3 protein-coding genes and 1 pseudogene are annotated in these 18,271 nt (G+C 75.7%); all 4 read right to left on the bottom strand.

The window, feature by feature from the left end; genetic code table 11:
- Positions 1-25: 25 nt before the first annotated feature.
- A complete protein-coding gene (locus tag ABTZ91_RS24070; RefSeq protein WP_352079288.1) occupies positions 26-11,617 on the bottom strand; it encodes a non-ribosomal peptide synthetase/type I polyketide synthase in 11,592 nt (3,863 codons plus the stop codon).
- Between the two features lie 38 nt (positions 11,618-11,655).
- Complete coding sequence (locus tag ABTZ91_RS24065) at positions 11,656-13,167, bottom strand: MFS transporter (RefSeq protein WP_352079287.1); 1,512 nt, start codon at positions 13,165-13,167, stop codon at positions 11,656-11,658.
- A gap of 238 nt (positions 13,168-13,405) precedes the next feature.
- Positions 13,406-17,113: a NaeI family type II restriction endonuclease gene (locus ABTZ91_RS24060; RefSeq protein WP_352079286.1), complete on the bottom strand. Its 3,708-nt coding sequence runs from the start codon at positions 17,111-17,113 to the stop codon at positions 13,406-13,408.
- 133 nt (positions 17,114-17,246) lie between these two features.
- Positions 17,247-18,212 (bottom strand): annotated as a pseudogene (locus tag ABTZ91_RS24055) (SAV_2336 N-terminal domain-related protein); the annotation flags it as partial.
- Positions 18,213-18,271: the final 59 nt, after the last annotated feature.

Raw genomic sequence — 18,271 nt, 5'->3', positions numbered from 1 at the left:
GTGGGAGTGCCGCCGGGGCGTGCTGTCACGTCGACCGGCCCTGGACCGGGGGGCGTTCGGTCAGCACCGACAGCGGTGTGTCCGGGCGGGCCGTGACGGTCGCGAGGACCTGGGCGAACTCCCGCGCCCAGCGGGTGATCGTGGTGGCGTCGAAGAGGTCGGTGGAGTACTCGAAGGTGACCGTGATGCTGCCCGGCCGGGGCACGAGCACCACGTAGAGCTCGTTGCGGGCCGCGCCGCGGACCGGGACGGAGGTGACGGTGGCGGAGACCCCGCCCAGGCGCAGGACCGGTGCCGGGGTGGTGACGACGGTGAACAGCACCCGGGGGAAGAGCCCTTCCGCCTCGTCGGGCGCGACCAGGCGCACCACCTCGTCCAGCGGCAGCGCCTGGTGGTCGAGGACGCCGAAGAGCGTGGCGCCGAGGCCGGTGACCAGGTCGGCGAAGGTCTCGGCCGCGGAGAGGCGGGCGCGCAGGAGGACGGCGTCGCCCAGCAGTCCGACGATCTCCTCGTGGGCGCGCCGCCCGGCGCGGTTGGCGCTGGAGGCGGCCAGGACCACGTCGGCGGCGGCGTCACCGTACCGTGCGACCCAGGTGGCGAAGGCCGCGGCGAGCACCGTGTACGGCGTGGCACCGAGCCGGCCCGCGACCTCGGCGACCCGGTCGGGCACGGGGCCCTCGACGACGTGCCGGTGCAGGGCTCCGTCTCCGGAGAGCGTCGCGGGGCGGGGCCGGTCGTACGGCAGCCTCAGGTGCAGCCGCGCACCGGCGAGTTCCTCGCGCCAGAAGGCCTCCAGGCGGGCGCGCCGGGGGCCGGCGAGCTGTTCCGCCTCCCAGCGGGCGAAGTCGATGAACTGTGCGGCGGGCGGGGCGAGGGGGCCCGGCGTGCCCGCCGGGGCGAGCGGGTCGCGTGTGACGGCCGGGGCGAGGGAGTCCGGCGTGACCGGCGGAGCAAGCGGGTGGGGCGTGACGGCCGGTGCGAGCGGGTCCGCCGGAGCGAGCCGGTCGGACGTGACGGCCGGTGCGAGCGGGTCCGTCAGGGCGAGCGGGTCCGCCGGAGCGGGCGCTTCGACGGCCGGGCCGCCGACCTCACCCTCGTACAGGCGCCCGAGGTCGTTCCACAGGATGCCCATCGACCAGCCGTCGCACACGGCGTGGTGGAGCACGACCATCAGCACCCACCGGTCCTCGGCCGTCCGGCCGAGCCGGAAGCGGAAGAGCGGCGCCCGGTCCATCCGGAAGGGCCGTTCCGCCTCCTCCCGGCACCAGCGGTCGACCGCCGGCGGGTCGAGCGACGTGAGGTCGTCGACGGGCAGGTCGACCGGGACGTCGGCCAGGGTCTCGACGAAGAGCTCACCGCCCTGGGACACGCCCCGGCTGCGCAGGGCGTCGTGGCGGCGTACGAGGGCGGCGAGCGCCCGGCTGAGCGCCTCCGGCTCCAGCGGGCCGTGCAGGTCGACGCGGTGGACGACGTTGTAGACGGCGGGGTCGGTGCGCTCGTGGTGGCGGCGCCACAGCCTGCGCAGCGTGGTCGGCATGGGGACGGGGCCGGCCGGCCGTACGGGCGCGGGGAGCGGGGCGGGGTCCTCGGCGTCGAGCCGGCGGGCGACGGCGCGGAGGGTGGGGGCGCGGAAGAAGTCCGCCATGGACAGGGCGATGCCGTGTTCGGCGGTCATCCGGTTGAGCAGCCGTACGGCGCTGAGCGAGTGGCCGCCGAGTTCGAAGAACGAGCGGGTCACCGGCACGCTCCCGACGCCCAGTTCGTCGCACCACAGCTCGTGCAGGGCCTTCTCGGCGCCGGTGGCGGGCTCCTCACCGGAGTCGTACGGGGCCGGGGCGACGGCGTCCTCGGGGGCGGGCAGCCGGCTCCGGTCCAGCTTGCCGGACGTGCCGACGGGCAGCCGTTCGAGCCACACCCAGTGGCGGGGCACGAGGTGGTCGGGCAGCTCGGCGGCCAGGTCGGCGCGGAGCGCTTCGGTCTCCCCCGGGGTGTCGGGGACGCGCGGGCCGGCGGGCGTGAGGTAGGCGACGAGTTCCGTGTCGCCCTTGCGGTTCCTGCGGGGCACGACGGCCGCGTCCCGGACGGCGGGCCGTCGGGTCAACGCCTCCTTGACCTCGGCGGGTTCGACCCGGTGGCCACGGATCTTGACCTGGTCGTCGACCCGGCCGAGGAACTCCAGGGTGCCGTCGTTCCGCCAGCGGGCCAGGTCGCCCGTGCGGTAGACCGCTTCGCCCGCCGGGGTGGTGCGGAAGGCCGCGGCCGTCTCCTCGGGCCGCCGGTGGTAGCCGTACGCCACGGCGACACCGCCCACGTGGATCTCGCCGGCCGCGCCCCGCGGCACCTCGGCCCCGGTCGCGTCGCGCAGGGTGATGCGTACGCCGGGCAGCGGCCTGCCGATGGGCGGCCGGCTGCCCCGGGCGGGGTCCACCCGGTGGGAGGTGACGATGACGGAGGTCTCGGTCGGCCCGTACTGGTTGTGGAGCACACAGTCCGGATGCCGGTCGAGGAAGTCGAGGAACGCGGGGGTGAGGTGCAGGGCCTCGCCCGCCGAGAACAGCTCCCGCAGGTCGGGCAGGCGCGGCGCGGTCTCCATCAGATACGTCAGCGGGGTGCACGGCAGGAACATGCGCTGCACGCGGTGCCGGCGGGCGGTCTCGACGAGGGCGGCGGGGTCGTGCCGCAGTTCGTCGTCGACGAGGACGAGGGCGGCTCCGGCGGCCAGGGTGGTGAAGATCTCCTGGACGCTGACGTCGAAGGCGGGCGAGGTCCATTGCAGGGTGCGGAGCCCCGGATGCTCCTCCATGTGCCGCAGCACCATGTTGACGGGGCCGCGATGGGGCACGACCACACCCTTGGGCCGGCCGGTGGAGCCGGAGGTGTAGATGCAGTACGCGGGGTCGTCGGCGGACACTTCGGGGAGCCCGCCGCAAGGGTCGGGGGCGGAAGGGTCCGGGGCGGAGAGGTCCCGGTCCGAGGCGGAGAGGTCCGGGGCCGGCACGGAGAGGTCTCGGTCCGCTTCTCGCGCCGATGCGCCGACGGTGAGGAGCGGCCACCGTTCCAGGGCGGGGTGGCGGGCCGTCGTGGCCTCGTCGGTCAGCACCAGCACGGGACGGCCGTCGGCGAGCAGCCGGTCGACACGGGGCCCGGGCTGGGCCACGTCGACCGGCAGATACGCGGCCCCGCTCTTCAGCACCGCCAGCAGCGCCGTGATCAGTCCGGGGCCGCGCGGGAGGAGCACCGCGACCCGTTCGCCGCGGCCCGCGCCCCGCGCGCGCAGCCGGGCCGCGAGACGGTCGGCGGCGGCGTCGAGCTCTGCGTAGCTCGTCCGCCCGCCGTCGGCCGCGGACAGCAGCGCGACGGCGTCCGGTGACCGGCGTGCCTGCGCCTCGAACAGCCCGTGGAGGGTGTCGGTGACGGCGGGCGGGGCCTCGTCGGCCCGCCCGAGCCGGGCCAGCTCCGCCCGGTCGGTGTCCGTGAGCGCGGTCAGCGCGGAGAGCGGCGCCCCGGGGTCGGCGAGCACCCGCCGCAGCAGCTGTTCCACGTAGTCCGTGAACCGTCGGACGTCGCTCTCGGCGAACAGGTCCGTGTCGTACTCGGCCATGAAGCGCACGCCGTCGCGGTGGTGGGTCAGATAGACGGCGAGGTCGAAGGGCGCGCGGGCGGACGGCACGTCGAGGAGGGTCGCGTCGAGGCCCGGCGGGTCGAAGTCCACCCGCCCCTCGTTCTCGTACTCGACCATCACCTGGAACAGCGGGTTGCGTCCGGGGTCGCGGTGCGGGTTGAGCGCGGACACCAGCTCGTCGAAGGGCACGTCGCGGTGTTCGTACGCGGCGGTGCTGCGCTCCTTCACCCGGCGCAGCAGCTCCGTGAAGTCGGGATCGCCGGCCAGGTCCACCCGCAGTGCCACCGTGTCGAGGAAGAGGCCGATCTCGTCCTCGGCGCCCTCCGGCCTGGCCGAGACGGCGGTGCCGACGACCACGTCGTCGTGACCGCCGAACCGGCCGAGGACGGCGCCGATCGCCGCGGTGAGCACCATGAACAGGGTGGAGCGCCGCTCGGCCGCGAACGTTCTCAGGCCGGAGGTCAGCCGTGCGTCGAGGGCGTGGGTGAGGCTCGCGCCCCGTCCGGACCGCACGGCCGGGCGCGGCCGGTCCGAGGGCAGGGTCGCGTCCCGCGCGCCCGCCAGCTCGCGCCGCCAGAAGTCCAGGACCTCCGCGCGGCGTTCGGGCGTGACGACCGGGGCCGGGCGTGCGGCCGGCGGGCGGGGCGCAGGGGCGGTGTCCGGGGCGGTGTCCGAGGCGGTGCCCGGCCGGGCTCGGTAGTGGGCGGCGAGCTCGCGCGTGAACACGACGGTGGAGGAGGAGTCGAAGACGATGTGGTGGGCGAGGAGGAAGAGGAGGTGCCGGTCCTCCGCGAGGCGCAGCAGCCGGCAGGAGAACAGCGGGCCCGTCGCCAGGTCGAAGGCCGTGCCCGCCGCCCTGGCCAGCGCTGCGGCCAGGGCCTGCTCCTCGGTGGAGCCGGTGTGGTCCTCCACCGGGCAGTCGACCTCGACATGGTCGTGGATCCGCCGGACCGGTTCGCCGTCGACCGTGCCGAAGACCGTGCGCAGGGCGGGCTGCCCCGCCACCGTGCACCGCAGCGCCCACCGCAGCCTGCCCACGTCCAGCGGTCCGTCCAGCCGGATCGCCTTCGGCTCGTGGTACATGCTCGTGCCCGGGTACATCTGCTCCACGAGCCAGATCCGCCGCTCAGGGGGCGACAGTTCGCCGACGGAGGCGCAGACGGCGGGGACGGGGCCGGTGTCGGGGACCACGGCAGAAGCCGGGACCACGGCAGAAGCCGGGACCACGGCAGAAGCCGGGGCCACGGCGGAGGCGGGGGCAAGCGCAGGGACCACGGCAGGCGCAGGGACACCGGCGGGGACACGGGAGACGGGGCGGGCTCCGGTCTGCCTGCGGAGGGCGTCGATCTCGGACAGCCCGGCGAGCACCTTGTCGGCGGGGACGCCGAAGTCCACGAAGCAGGCGATCTCGTCCGCGCCCGCCTCGGTCAGCCGCTGGACGGTGCCGGCCACGGACCGGGTGTCGCCGATGAGCGCACGGGAGGCGCAGTAGCTGTCGTAGGCGCGGCCGAGCAGGAAGTCCACGTCCTCCTCGGGGGTGTTGGCCAGGTCCACGTCGAAGCCGAGGCTGTTGGTGACCTGGTCGAAGAGGGCGAGTGACGAGCGGAGGTAGGAGACGAAGGGCCGGTACGCCTCCGCCCGTGCCGTCTCCGCGTCCTCCGCGAGGTAGGTGTGCACCAGGACCACGACCCGGCCGGCGGCGGGGTCGTGACCGTGCTCGGCGCGGGTGCGCCGGTAGAGCGCGATGTTCTCGGCCAGCTGCTCGACCGACTGAGCCATCAGGTTGGTGACGACACCGAGCCCCTCGGCGGCCGCCCGGCGGTAGCTGTCGGGATTGCCCAGCACGGCGACGTAGAGGGGCGGCCGGTCCTGGACGGGCGTCGGGTGCAGCCGGATGTCGACGGGGTCACCGTCGCCCCCGGTCATGGTGACCGGCCGGCCGGACCAGAGCGCGCGGACCGTCTCCAGGCGCTCGTACATCACTTCCCGGTGCGAGCCGAAGTTCTCCGGCGCGAGCGCGAAGTCCCGCGCGTGCCAGCCGCTCGCGAAGCAGAGCCCGGCCCGGCCGCCCGAGAGGTTGTCGACGACGGACCACTCCTCGGCGACCCGGACCGGGTGGTGCAATGGAAGGACGACGGAACCCGCGTGCAGCCGGACCCTGCTGGTACGGGTCGCGAGGGCGGCGGCGAGGACGGAGGGGTTGGGGAAGGGCGCGCCGAACGAGTCGAAGTGCCGCTCGGGGAACCAGACGGCGTGGAAGCCGTTCCGGTCGGCGAACTCCGTCGCCTCCAGGATCAGCCCGTAGGTGTCGGCGGTGCCGGTCTCGGGATAGTCGCCGAAGAAGTACAGGCTGAAGTCGCATCCGGCCGCCGTCGGTTGGCACGTCGGCTGCGGGGCGGGGGCTGGTCGGGGGGCGGGGATCGGGGCCGGGGTGGGGGCGGCGGTCCGGGCCGGCGACGGGGTCGGCGGTGGCGCCGCCGCTGCGGAGGGGGTGCCTTTCAGCACCTCAAGCTGACGCTCCATCAGGTCAGCCATGCGGTCCACGAGGTGCTCCGCGAAGCGGAGTTGCCGGGCCACCACCTCCCGCGGATCGTTCTCACCGGTCTCCGGAGCCACCGCCGGAGCCGCCTCCGCCTCCGGCTTCGGCTTCGACTTCGGCTCCGGCTCCGGCTGCGGCTGCGGCTGCGGCTGCGGCTGGGCGTCGGTCCCGTCTCCACGGAGCCGTACGACGAGTTCGGCGAGGGCGCGCGGGGTGTCGGCGTCGGCGAACAGCTCGCGGACGGGGACCCGTACCCCGTAGAGGCGCTCCAGGTCGGCGGTGAGACCCATCAGCGCCAGGGAGTCGGCCCCCAGAGCGAAGAAGGAGTCGTCGGGGCCCACGTCCGCCGGGTCGAGATCCAGCTTGCCGGCGACCGACTCCCGTACGCCGAGGACGATGTCGTCCAGTGCGGCGCTCCCCGTCCGCGCCGCCACCGGCTCGGGCTCAGAGGCCGGTCCGGGGGCAGGGGCCGGAGCGGAGGCAGGTGCAGGGGCCTGGGCGGAGGACGCGGCCCGTGGCAGCGGGAAGCGGCGGCGGCGGAGCGGGTGGCCGGGCAGTGGAACGCGCCCTCCCGCAGGGGTCACCTGGGACCAGTCGATGTCCGCGCCACGGCGGTAGCGCTCGCCGAGCGAGTCGAGGAAGCCCTGCCACTGCTCGCCGGCGGCGGCGCCCTGGCCGGGCCGCCAGCGGCTGTCGGGCAGGCAGTGCCGTCCCACGCGGACCAGCACCTCGCCGGTGCCCATCTCCAGGAAGTCCGCGCATCCCTCGCGCGCGGCCGCGGCCACCGCCAGGTCGAAGCGGACGGGTTCGCGCGCCTGGCGGACCAGGTACTCAGGGGCGACCGTCGAGCCGGGCGGGCGCACCACGCCGTCCAGGGCGCCGGCCAGCGCGAGGCGCAGCGGGCGGAGCTCCAGGCCGTCGGCCAGCGCCCCCAGCTCGGGGAGCGCGGCGTCGAGGTGACGCGAGTGGAAGGCCCGGTCGACCGGTATCCCGCGCCAGGAGATGCCCTCGGCGTCCAGCAGCCGGGTGGCGTCCGCCAGCGCCTCCGGTGAGCCGGAGAGGACCTGCGACCGGGGTCCGTTGACCGCGGCCAGATCGGTGCCGGACGCCTCCGCCACACGGCGCGCGGTCGTCAGGTCGGCGCGGACCGTGAGCATGCCGCCGGGCGGGCAATGCCGCTCCATCAGCAGGCCGCGCCGGGCGGTGATCCGCAGTCCGTCCTCGACGGACAGGGCACCGGCCGCGCACAGCGCGGCGTACTCGCCGACGCTGTGACCGAGCACGAGGGCCGGGCGCACACCGACCGCCCGCCACAATGCGGTGAGGGCCATCTGGTGGGCGAAGAGGGCGGGTTGGGCCATCGAGGTCGGCCAGATCGGGTCGTCGGCCGTATCCGTATCCGTGTACGCGTCCGTAGCCGAATCCGTGTCCGTGCCCGTGCCCGCGTCGAGCAGCAGGGGCAGTAGGGTGCCGCCGAACTCCTCGGCATAGACCCGCTCGCACAGCTCCAGGATCCGGCGGGCCTCGGGGTGGGCGGCGTGGATCTCGCGGGCCATGCCGGGGCGGGCACTGCCCTGGCCGGGATAGGCGAACGCCTGCCGGCCGAGCGGGGTGGGGTCGGTGGCGGCGTGTTCCAGGGCTTGGGCGAGCTCCCCCGCCGTGCGTCCGACGACGGCGGTGCGGTACGGGCGGTGGGGCCGGCCGAGTGCGAGGGTGGCCGCCACGTCGGAGGCGGTCAGGTCGGGGTGGTCCAGCAGATGACGGCGGAGCGTGCCGGTGAGCTCGGTGAGGGCTTCGGCGTCCCGGGCGGAGACGGGCACGAGCACCGGGCGCGGCAAGGCGCCCGGCACCGGCGCCTGGTGCGGGGCGGCGGCGAGGGTCCGGCGGGGTGGTGCCTCCTCCAGGAGGACATGGGCGTTGGTCCCGCCGACGCCGAGCGCGCTCACCCCGGCCCGCAGCGGTGTCCCGGTCGGCGCCGTCCACGGCCGCAGCCGGGTGCCGAGCACGAAGGGGCTGCCGTCGAGGGCGAGGGCGGGGTGGGGGCGGTTCAGGTGGAGCGTCGGCACGAGGGTGCGGTGCCGGAGCATGAGCACCGTCTTGATCAGGCCCGCCATGCCGGCGCAGCTGTCCAGGTGGCCGATGGCCGGCTTGACCGAACCCAGGGTGCAGAAGCCGGTGTGCTCGGCGCCGGCCCCGTAGGCGCGGGACAGGGCCTCGAACTCCACCGGGTCTCCGAGCTGGGTGCCGGTGCCGTGCGCCTCCACGTAGGTGACCGTCTCCGGCGGAACCGCCGCCTTGCGCAGGGCCTGCCGTACGACGTCGACCTGTCCGGCGAGCCCGGGGGCGCTGAAACCGGCCTTGCCCGCGCCGTCGTTGTTGACCGCCGACGCCAGGATGACGGCGTGCACGGTGTCGCCGTCGGCGAGCGCGCGGTCGAGCCGCTTGAGGACGACGGCCGCGACGCCGTTGCCGCCCACGGTGCCGTCGGCGTCCGCGTCGAAGGCCCGGCAGCGGCCGGTCGGGGAGAGGATGGAGCCCGGGTGGCTGTGGTAGCCGGAGTCCTGCGGGGTGTGGACGGCCGCGGCACCCGCCACGGCCAGGTCGCAGTCGCCGCTGATCAGGGACTGGGCGGCGAGGTGGACGGCGACGAGGGAGGTCGAGCAGGCGGTCTGGACGCCGATGGCCGGGCCGGTGAGGCCGAGTCGGTACGCGACACGGGTGGCGAGGAAGTCGGGTTGCCGTCCTATGGCCGTGAGCAGCCCGGTGGCCGGGTCCGCGGGGGCCGCCGGGGTGCTGCCGTCGCCGGCGGGCGGCTCGGTGCCGGCCGCGTTCTGGTGGTCGTACAGGTTCATGCCGCTGCCGGCGAACACACCGACGCGGGTCTCGGGCGCCGGGGCCGCGTGCCCCGCCTGTTCCAGTGCCTCGTGGCAGCATTCGAGGAAGAGCCGGTGCGCGGGGTCGGTGAGTCCGGCCTCCTTCGGGTTCATGCCGAAGAACTCGGCGTCGAAGCCCTCGATGTCGTCGAGGACACCGCCCACGGGCACGTGGGACGGCGCGTCGGAGCGGCGCGGGAAGACGCTGACGTTGTCCCTTCCGTGGCGGAGGTTGTCCCAGAAGGCGTCGACGGAGGACGCTCCGGGGAAGCGGGCGGAAAGGCCGATGATGGCGATGCGGTGGTCGGGCCGGGCGGGGGGCCGGGTGCCGGCATGGACGGTGGTCCGGCTGGTGGACCGGGTCGGGTCGCTCGCCAGATACGCGGCGAGGGCGGCGACCGTCGGGTGCTCGAAGGGGGCGGTGACCGGGACGGCCCGGCCCAGGCGCTGTTCCAGTCGGCCCCGGAGCCGGCCGAGGGCGAGGGAGGTCATGCCGAGCTCGTAGAAGGGCGTGTGCGGGTCGACGGGACGCTCCACGAGGGCGGCCACCGCCTCCCGTACCTCCTCCCGCATCGCGTCCAGGGCGTCGCTGTCGGCACCGAAGGCGTACCCGGTGACGGGGTCGGGGTCGGGAGTGGTGTCGGGGGCGGTGTCGGGGGCGGCGTTGGTGTCCGTGCCGAAGGTGCCCGTGTCGCACGTGTCCGTGTCGCACATGTCCGCGTCGCACATGTCCGCGTCGAAGGTGCCCGTGAGCAGGCGGTCGCGCAGCTCCGCGCGCCGGATCTTCCCGGCCGGTGTGCGCGGGAAGTCGGCCTCGGCGACGGGCACGGCGCGGGCGACGGTGAGCCGGAGCCCCGCGAAGACGGCCGCCTTGATCCCGGCGGCGATGTCCCTGTCCGTGGCAGGGCTCCCTGAGCCGACGAAGAAGACGACGAGCGACTCGCTGCCGGTGGTCCGGTCGGGCACGCCGCAGGCGGCGACGGCGCCCGCGCGCGTGCCGGGGACGGTGGAGGCGACGTCCTCGACCTCGTGGCAGAGCACGTTGTGCCCGTTGACGATGATCAGGTCCTTGCTCCGGCCGGTGATGGTCACCTGCCCGTCGGCGAGGAAGGCCAGGTCACCGGTGGCGAGCCAGTCCCGGCCGGCCGGGAAGGCGGCACGGTCGGCCTCGGCGTCGCGCACGTACCCGGGGGTGACGCGGGCCGCACAGCGCACCTGGAGCGCGCCGACCCGCCGTTCGGGGAGCGGCTCGCCCCGCCCGTCGACGACCCGCACCTCCGCGCGGTGCGCGGGGGCGCCGACGGACACGAAGGTCAGCACGTCCCGCTCGGGCGTGGTGGCGTCGGCGGTGATCAGGGTGCCGCCGAGGGTGTCCTTGCGGATCCGGTGCACGGAGCCCGGGCGTCCGAGCCGCCCGTACGTGATGGCCGTGACCGTCTCCGCCATGCCCCACGCGGGGACGATGTGCTCCTCGCGCACGCCGTACGGTTCCAGGGCGCCGAGGAACGCGCGCATCACCGGCAGGGGTATCTGTTCGCCGCCGCACAGGAGCGACCGTATGCCGGTCAGGTCCCAGGTGCGGTCGGGGTGCTCCGCGACCGCTTCGGCGACCTGCCGGTAGGCGAAGGCGGGCGCCCAGCTGTGGTTCGCCCGGTGCGCGTGGAGGAGGTCCAGCCAGCGGAGGGGGTCGGCCAGGACGTAACTGGTGGGCGCGTGCACGTTGGTGCAGCCGGCGAACACCTCGAGGAGGTGGGAGAGCAGAAAGGCTCCGCTGTGGTCCAGCGGGAGCCAGTTCACGCTCGTGTCGCCCGGCCGCACGTCGAGGATCCTGCGGGTGCTCGCGGCGAACTCGGCGAGGCCCGCGTGGGTGAGCCGGGCCGCCTTCGGGGCGCCGGTGCTGCCGGAGGAGAGCATGAGGAGGGCGACGTCGGAGCCGTCGGGCTCGACGACACCCGCGTCGAGGACGCCGTACGCGCCGAGGTCGCCGTACGCGCCGGGGCCACCGTCGGCTTCCGCCTCGGCCTCCGCCTCCGCTCCCGCTTGGATTTGGGCTTGCGCTTCGGTCGGGGCCCCGGCTTCGGCCCCGGCTTCGGTCGGCCGCCCGTCGAGGCAGTCCTCGGCGACCACGCGGCGCAGGTCGGGAGCGGTGGCGGCCAGCGAGGCGGCGCCCGCCCGGTCGGTGAGCACGAGCGGCCCGTCGAGCAACGCACAGGTGTGGCGCAGCCGTTCGAGGGTGGGGGAACCGGGCTCGGCGCGTTCGGCGACGAGCGCGGGGCGGGTACCGCCGAGAAGACAGGCCCATACGGCGGGGAAGAAGACGGGCAGCGGCAGGCCGCACAGGACGACGTCCGTGCCGGGTCGCAGGCCGCGCCGCCGCAGCCCGGTGAGCATGCGGCGGGCCTGGGAGAGCAGTTCGGGGTAGCGGAGGGTCCGGGTCGCGCCGTCGTCCTCGACGATGACGACGCCGGCCTCGGGGTGGCGTTCCGCCGCACGGTGGAGGGCCGCGACGGCGTGGGGCGCGTCGTCGTCGGTGAACTCCAGCTCCGGCCCTCGGTACAGGGCATGGCCGGGCGCTCGCTCCATGGGTCGGTTCTCCTCGTGCGTCTGCGTCAGCGTCTACGTCAGCGTGCGGTCGTGCGTCGGGCGGGGGCTTGTGGTCGGTGCGCCCGGCGGCGGGCGCGGTAGGTGGTGAGCAGCAGGAACAGCGCTCCGCAGCAGGCCAGGCCGTGGAAGAGGGCGACGACCGCGAGGGCGGGCCAGGCGTCGAGGGCGGCCGCGGCGCCGATCGTGCCGAGGGTGAAGCCGCAGGTCTCCGCCGTCGCGGACAGGCCGAAGAGGCGGCTGCGCTCGCGGTCCGGCGCCGCCTGGAGCCGGGAGGTGTAGACGATCTCCGTGATGCCGTCCGCGACGCCCGCGAGGCCGGCGACCACGGCCAGGAGGAGGGGGGCGGGGCCGGTGAAGGCCAGCACGAAGCAGATCGACATCGCGCAGGTGCCGACGGCGAAGGCCAGGGTGCCGCCGTGTCCTTCGGCGACGGCCGCCTGCCGCCGTTTCAGGATCTGGTGGGCCAGGAAGGTGCCCGCGGCCCAGGACGCCCAGAACTGGGTCATGAAGAGGGCGGGGTTCGAGGGCGTGCGGAGTTCGGCCACGAGGGGCAGCGCGACGTTGTGCGAGGAGGAGGCCAGGGCGTCGACGCCGCGGAGGACGACCATGCCGAGCAGCAAGGCCGGCACCGTCGTGAGGACGCGCCGCAGGGTCGAGGCCCCCGGCCCGGAAACCTTCGACTCGGAAGCTCTCGACTCCGGTGCCTTGGTCTCCGGCGCCACGCCCCGCATCGAGGTCCCCGGCACCTCAGTCCCCGGCACCTGGGTCCCCGCCGCTGTGGTCCCCGCCCCGGAAGCCTCCGACTCCGGCACCTTGGCCTCCGGTGCCTTGGCCTCCGGTGCCTTGGCCTCCGGCACCTCGACCTGCCGCGCCTTCGTCTCCGGCACCTCGCCCGGCTCCTCGGTCCGCACCCGCAGGCGGAGCATCACCGCCGCCGACACCAGGAAGCTGGCGCCGTTCACGGCGAACGCGGCCTCGTGGCCGGCGACACCGACGACGGGTGCCGCGGAGGCGAAGCCGGCCACGGTGGCGAGCGAACGGGCCGTCACCAGGCGCCCGTTCGCCCGCACCCGGGCCTCGGCACCCACGAGGACCGGGATCGCGCTGCGCAGGGCCACGTTGTAAAAGGTGTTGCCCGCGCCGAGAACGCTCACCACGACCGCCAGCAGCCACACCGGCACCGACCGGCCCTGGACGACCAGGGCCGCCATGGCCGCGGCCTGGCAGAGATCCGCCGTGATCATCATCCGCCTGCGCCCGATCAGGGCGGCGAGCGCACCGGCGCCGAGCCCGGCCAGCAGTCCGGCGAACAGCCGCAGGGCCATCAGCAGCCCGAGCCCGAGCCCGCTGCCGGAGACCGCGTAGACGAACAGGCTGAGCGCGATGAGGTTGAGGAAGGTGCCGTAGGAGGAGACCGCGTAGGCCACCACGACCGCGCGCAGTTGCCCCTCCGAGGCGCGACCGGCGGCCACACGCGGGGATCGCCCGGTGACCGAGGCGGCCCGCCGCATCACCTGACGCACGATCACGAGGGCCCGCCGCGGCCGCTGTGGGGACGTCGACGCGCGTGAAGCACGGACGGAGGCTACCAAGCGATCACGGGTGGCGGGAGGGCACCAGGGAAGACGGGGACATGAAGCCCGGACGGCAAACGTCCGTCCTCCCGGGGCCGGTTCAAAGGAGCGGAGGGCGCCCGAGGCCGCCCCTCACCCGACGGACCTCGTACGGACCTCGTACGGACCACCGCCCGCGCCCGCCGTCGTACCGTCAACGGGTGCGCAGGCTCGGGAAGCCGCCCGGCAGCGGCGCCCGTTCCTCGTCCTCGCGGGCCACGACCCAGGCGGTGCCGTCCACGACGACCGACGGCCGGCCGCCGTGGTCCGGCCGTTGCCGGACGAGCGGTACGCACACGTACTCGCCGGGCTGCGGCACGGGCTGTCGCAGTGCCTCCGCCGTGGCCCGGCCGCGCGCGTTGCCCGCCAGGAGGAGCAGGCCGTCCTCGCGGAGCTCCGCGCCGGCGAGGCGCACGACCCATTCCTTCTCCCAGGCGCTCTCGCGCACCAGGGGCCGCAGCGCGGTGGCGGGCACGGTACGGAAGCGGGTGCGGCGGAAGAGTTCGGCCACGCGTCGCACGTCGTCGGGGCGGGCGAGGACGGCGGCGCGGTCCTCCGGGGCGAGGCCGAGGAGGACGTTCTCGGGGAGCGGGGCGTCCCGGTGGAGCCAGAGCACCGCGCCGGGCGCCGCCGGTCCCTCCTTCGCCCGCACGAGACCCGCCGACCACCGGGCGCTCCGGTCGTCCGGGAACACGACCAGGCACGCGGAGCCTTCCGTCCCGGCCTCGAAGGGGCTCTGGCCGGGGCCGTCGAGGGACAGCCGCACCTGGAACGGCACCGCTCCCTGCGGTCGTTCCCACAGCAGGCTGCCGGTGCGGCCGGCCGGTGCGGGGCCGAAGGGGAACACGTCGCACAGCGCCTTCGCGAACTCCCCCCGGAGCACGTCACGTCGCGCGCCGTCCAGGTCCCGCACGTCGATCGTCCCGGTGGACCAGGTCCCCAGGGCGACGTCGAGGCAGCGGCGCAGGACACCCGCGAGGGTCCGCCCGTCCGGGTCGAGTTCGTTGAACAGCCGGGCCAGGCCGAGGAGTTCGGCGTCGTACGCCGACAGGTCGACGCGCGGGACGAGGATCACGCACACCACCTCCCCGGAGCGGCTGCGCACCTCGCGCGCGGCGAAGTCGCGGGCCAGCGCCTGCTGCCCGTCCTCGCGCGCCAGCATCTCGTACGCCTCCGGTGAGACGCACAGCACGGCATCGTCCGGGTAGTTGTCCGCCACCCGGCGGAACTCCGCCGAGCGCAGCATCGTCCGCGTGTACTCGACGGCGACGTCGTCAGCCGGATCGGGTCCCACGGGGCCGTGGTGCACGGCGAGGCGCGGCGCAGGCCGCCGTCGCGGTGCGTTCCTCCCCCACCCCGGCAGCCCCCTGGCCCCTCTGCTCAGAAAGGGGACGATCGGCACGTCGCCCTCGACGAGCAGCAGCTGGCAGTCGTCGAACAGCCGGGTGCGGTAACGGACGCCCTGCACGAGGGGGCTTCCCGCGAGCAGGTCCTTGAGCACCGGCTCCTGGCCGGCGGCGGAAGAGGCGTCGACGGCGATGAGGGTCGTCGTGCCCGCCCCGCGCAGCAGCCGCCGGGTCTCCTCCCGGGCGGCCGGGTCACCCTGGCCGAGCCGGTCGAGGTGGTCCAGGATCTCCAGGGCCTGCCGCGTCGCGTTCTCGGCCTCGGCGGAGCGGCCCTGCCCTCGTAGCGTCGCCGCGGTGCGGGCGAGCGCCCGGGCCTCGTCGAGGCGCAGGCCGCGGGCCCGGTAGTGGAGGGACAACTGCCGCTGGACGGCCGCGAGTTCCTCGCCTACGCCGCGCACGGTCAGCGCCCGTTCCAGACAGAGCAGCACGTCACCGGTCTCGGGGGTGGGTTCGCCGCCCACGTACGCGAGGGCTTCCTGTGCCCACGCCACGGCGGTCCACGCCCCCGAGGGCGACAGGGCGAGCGCGAGCCGGGCGAGCAGCAGGGCGGCCAGGCCGTAGGTCGCCTCGTCGTCCTCCAGCCGGGGAATGCCCACGTGGTGCAGCACCTCCCAGGCGACCTCGGGCCGCCCGGCCCCGTGCTCCGCCAGCGCCAGGACGAGCGCCGCCCGCCCCTTCGCGTGGCGCCCGTCGGGCCGGTCGGCCGCGGCGAGCGCCTTGGCCGCCCGTACGAACTGCTCCGGATGGAGCTCCGCCGCCCCCGCTTCGTGGAGCAGCAGCAGTGTCTCCGCGTCCACGCCGTCGAACGCGAGCGCGTTGGGCACCCACACCTCGGGCCGGGGGGCCCGTGCGGCGCCGATCCGCAGGCGTCCGGCCAGTCCGCCGCCCTCCCGCCGGTCGAGGTAGAGGGCGGCGGCGGCCCGCCGGTAGAAGGGGCCGATCCGGGCGCGGGCGGCCTCGCGCCGGGCGTCGTAGCCTTCGAGCCGTGCCAGCTCCGCCTCGACGACCGCGGGGAGGGCATACCGCCCGGGGTCCGGGTGCTCCAACAGCCCTTCCCGCACGAGGCTTTCGAGCTCGGCGGTGACCCGTTCGGGGTCCGTGCGCAGCACGGTCGCGGCCTCGTCGCGGGTGAGCTCCCCCGCGGCCGCGACCGACAGTCCGACGAGGGTGGTGGCGCGCCCCCGGGCCAGGTCGGTGAGCCAGCGGCGGACGGCGCTCTCCGGGTTCTCCGCCCGGCCGGTGTCCCGCCACTCGGCGGCGTAGCGGCCCGCCTTGGGCACGACCATGGGGTCGCGCGAGCCGAGGGCGCCGCCGAGGATACGGAGGGTGAGCGGCCACCAGGCGCCGTGCTCGGCGGGTTCGCCGCCGCCTTCGCCGGAGACGGCGAGCAGCCGGGCGGCGTCGCGGCCGGTGAGCGGGGGCAGTTCCACCCCCATGTGACGTCGCGGAGTTCCTTGGGTGGCGCGGGTGGTGAGGAGGACGGCGCAGCCCTCGGGCAGGCCGTCGGCGAGCTCGTGGGCGAACTCCTGGTCGGTCTGCCGCGTACCCAGGTCGTCGAGGACGAGCAGGACCCGGCGTCCGCCGAGGGTCCGGAGGAGGGCGCTGACGGCGACCAGGTCCCCGAAGGCGTCGCGGCCCGGCCGGACCGGCTCCGGCGCCTGGCCCGTCCGGGTCGCGAGGTCGCCGAGCAGCCGGTGCAGCGCGGTGTCCGGCGCCACCGGATGGCGTCCGGAACTCCGTAGCGGTACGAAGAACACCCCGTCGGGGAAGTGCTCGCGCAGCCGGTGGGCCACGTGCAGGGCGAGGGCGGTGCGGCCGGCGCCGGGCACGGCGGCCTCGGCGGTGATCCACGCGGCCCGCACGGTCCCCTGGCCCAGGTTCCGGACGAGGGCGTCGGCCAGGCCGGCGTGACCGACGTACGGCTCCGGTGCCGACGGGAGCACCGTCCACGTCGCGGTGTCCCCCTCCCCCGGTACGGGCTCCGGCTCGCCCTCCGGCCGGGGTTCGGCGAGTCCGAGCAGTTCGAGCGTGCGGCGGGAGGCGCGGGCGAAGGCCGCCTTCTCCGCGGCCAGGTCGCGCGGGCCCTCGCCGTCGTGGGCGACGGAGGGAAGGCGGGTGCGCCCGCTGCCGCGGGAGGCGATGTGGTGGTCGAGGGCCTGGTGGAGGGACCAGACCTCGTGGGCGGGCAGGTGCTCGCGCAGCACCTCCTGGGCGCCGGGCGGCAGGACCAATTCGACGATCCCGGCCCCCGCCCCGGAGCCGGTCCCGGCACCGGCCCCCGCCCCCACCCCGGCGCTGGCCCCGGCGCCGGCTCCGGCTCCGGCCCGCTCGACCACCTCGAAGACGCCGCTGGTGACGACCTCGGCCACGTCGGCCACCGTCGCGTCCGGGACCAGCTTCTCGCGGACCAGGTGCAGCAGCCGCAGGCTCAGCCGGTCGAAGGGGGCGCAGAGCACCGCGAGGCGGGCCGCCCGGGGGGAGGCGGTGCGCAGGAAGCGACGGGCGAGTTCGGCCCGGGGGAAGGGGGGTGGTGCGCGGCCGGGCGGTCCCGGCGGTGGTGCGCCCGGTGGGCGGGACGAGGACGGCGGTGCAGCCTTCGGGGTCGCCCCGCATCAGGGTGCGCGACCAGCGGCCCAGGGAGTGCGGGGTGAGGGACAGGACCGGGATCGGCAGCCATGTGCCGTCGCCGCCCTGTCCGCCACGGTCCCGCGCCGTCGGGTCCGGGGCGGTCGGGCCGAGCATCGGGGGCGGTGTGACGGGGACGCGGCTGCGGTGGGTGCCGGGGGCTGCGGGGGTGAAGCGGGTGGTGGGCAGGTTGAGGCCGCCGCGGCGCCACAGTTTGGTCGGCAGCGGGTTGAGCAGGGCGGTGGGGTGGGCGCCGGCCCAGTCCCTGAGGAGGTGCCAGATCCCGGGGCGGCGCCAGGCGTCGGCCATGCAGTCGGAGACCACGACGACGAGCCGGCGTCCGTCGGCGGAGCGGAGCGGTCCCGGGGCCTGGGGTTCGCCGGTGGCGGCGAAGGTGAGGTCGGTGACCTGGAGGGTGCGGAAGGCGCCGAGGCGGTCGAGGACGGCGGTGAACTCGGCGACGGTCTCGGCCCACACCCGCATGCCGGGTGAGCGGTCGACGACCAGGACCAGGTCGAACCAGCGCTCGGGTGCCGCCTTGAGCACCGGGATCAGCTCGCCGCTGCGGGCGTAGCCGTCGACGGTGGCGTCGATGTCGAGGGCGGTGCTGCGGCCTTCCGGCCAGCGCCGTTTCCACGGGCGCAGGGCGCGGGTGAGTTCCAGGGGGCGGGGCAGGCCGGCGGCGTGGGGCCCGGCGACGGCGTGGCCGCGGAGGGGGGCGGCGCTGCCGGGGAGCCGTTCGTGCAGGGGCCGGGCGGCGGGGGTGGTGTCGCGCGTGCCGGACCGCGGTGCCGGTGCGGGGGCCGGTGCCGGCTTCCCCGTCGCTTCCGTGGGGGCGGGCGGTTCCGGGAGCGCCCGGGTGGGCCGGTCCGGGTCGGCCGGCGGGTGGGGTACGGGGTCGGGCCCGTCGCCCTCGCGCCGGTCGGCCATCCGGGCGGCCAGCCACAGCGCCTCCGCCAGCGCGGTGCCGTCCAGTTCGGGGACGGCGG

Origin of the sequence: Streptomyces sp. NPDC126499 (genome assembly GCF_040302485.1) — a bacterium.
Classification (GTDB): Bacteria; Actinomycetota; Actinomycetes; order Streptomycetales; family Streptomycetaceae; genus Streptomyces.
The sequence above is the reverse complement of the archived record's forward strand: the minus strand, read 5'-3'. Positions and strand labels throughout refer to the sequence as shown.